The organism is Pseudomonas sp. EGD-AK9, assembly GCF_000465935.2.
Classification (GTDB): Bacteria; Pseudomonadota; Gammaproteobacteria; order Pseudomonadales; family Pseudomonadaceae; genus Aquipseudomonas.
On record NZ_AVOF01000575.1, the window covers coordinates 1 to 1,295 of the forward strand.

At 70.1% G+C, this 1,295-nt stretch carries 2 protein-coding genes and 2 pseudogenes; 1 reads left to right on the forward strand and 3 read right to left on the reverse strand.

What is annotated here, in order from left to right; genetic code table 11:
- Positions 1-207: pseudogene (locus tag N878_RS21060) on the reverse strand (iron ABC transporter permease); the annotation flags it as partial.
- Positions 204-335, reverse strand: a pseudogene (locus N878_RS29665) (hemin ABC transporter substrate-binding protein); the annotation flags it as partial. The pseudogenes N878_RS29665 and N878_RS21060, both read right to left, overlap by 4 nt.
- A 387-nt stretch (positions 336-722) precedes the next feature.
- Here N878_RS29665 and N878_RS21065 point away from each other — a divergent pair.
- Entirely contained in the window at positions 723-1,040 is a 318-nt protein-coding gene (locus N878_RS21065; RefSeq protein WP_021445512.1) for a Rieske (2Fe-2S) protein, read from the forward strand.
- A 70-nt stretch (positions 1,041-1,110) separates the two neighbouring features.
- Here N878_RS21065 and N878_RS21070 read toward each other — a convergent pair.
- The coding region (locus N878_RS21070) for a DNA/RNA nuclease SfsA (RefSeq protein ID WP_177342922.1) at positions 1,111-1,295 on the reverse strand (185 nt) is incomplete at its 5' end.

Below are 1,295 nucleotides of genomic sequence, written 5' to 3' on the forward strand. Positions count from 1 at the left end.
CGGCATGCGGATCTGCGCCAGGATCAGCTCGGCCTGCTCGACCGCCGCGTCGCCGGCCAGGGGCAGACCGAGCAGGCGCAAGGCCGCCCGCAGGGTATCGCCCAGCGCCAGGCTGACCGGCCCCAGGGCCAGCGACAGCCAGAGTGCGAGCGCGAGCAACAGGCCCAGGGCGATGAACAATGGGCGTGCTTGAAGGGTGGGAGTCATGGCTGGCGCTGGGCTTCGGCGGTCTGAGGTTGGCTGGCAGGATAAAAGCCCGCGGCCAGCATCGCCAGCCCATCCGGCACGCGCGAGCCGAGGCCGCCGACCTGCAGGGTCGGGTCTAGCGCCAGCAGCGCCTCGCTGGACAGCGCCTGCTAGCTGCTGCAGCAGCTGCAGGGCGGCCACCGCCTGGGCCTGACCGCCGAGCGCTTGGAGCGCGAAGAGGACATCGACAGCCGCATCAACCAGGGCACGGCCACCTGCCCCGCTCACACGACGCCCGCGAAAGCAACGAGCGCCAGCGCCTGTCGTTCGACCATCGCTTCCAGGCCCAGGACGCCAGCGGCGCGCTCGACTGGGCGGAAAGCATCGTCTACCGGCAACCGGCGGCCACTACTACAGCAAGCCAGGGCGCAGCTTACGCGCCCCGGCGTCCTGGCAGTTCTGCGGTTCTGCTTGGCGCAGGGATGCGCCCCCTTTCTTCCTGCGGGATAATCGCGCCACCTGAAACGGAGACCGCGATGATCCGCCTATGCGCCCCGAGCGAGCTGGCCGAAGGCCAGAGCCGGGGCTTTCTGCTCGACCAGTTGAACCTGCTCGCCGTGCGCAAGGACGGCCGCGTGCATGCCTACCTCAATCGCTGCCCGCACCGCGGCGTGCCGCTGGAGTGGCAGGCGGACCGCTTTCTCGACGACAGCGGCAGCCTGATCCAGTGCGCCACCCACGGCGCGCTGTTTCTGATCGACTCCGGCGAATGCGTCGCCGGGCCCTGCGCCGGGCAGGCGCTGCAGGCCATCGAGTGCCGCGAGGACGCCGAAGGTATCTGGATAGAGGCCTAGGGTGGACATGCCGCAGGCTTGTCCACCGTCGCCACATTCCCGTGCCAGACAAGGCTGCACCATGTCCGGCCTACGCCAACACCTCCAGCCGGCGCATCAGGGCGATACCTGCGGGGCTGATCTCGGCGCCGTAGGCCAGCACTTCCACGCCGGCCGCCCTGGCCTCGCGCAGGCCGGCGGCGTAGGCCGGGTCGATCTCCTCGGCGGCGCGCACAGCGCGAATACCGGACAGGTTCACGCAGTACAGCTGCACCG

What these genes read in the sequence shown, in the direction of transcription:
- N878_RS21065 (WP_021445512.1), top strand. Translation starts at nt 723, where the DNA reads ATGATCCGCCTATGCGCCCCGAGCGAGCTGGCCGAAGGCCAGAGCCGG.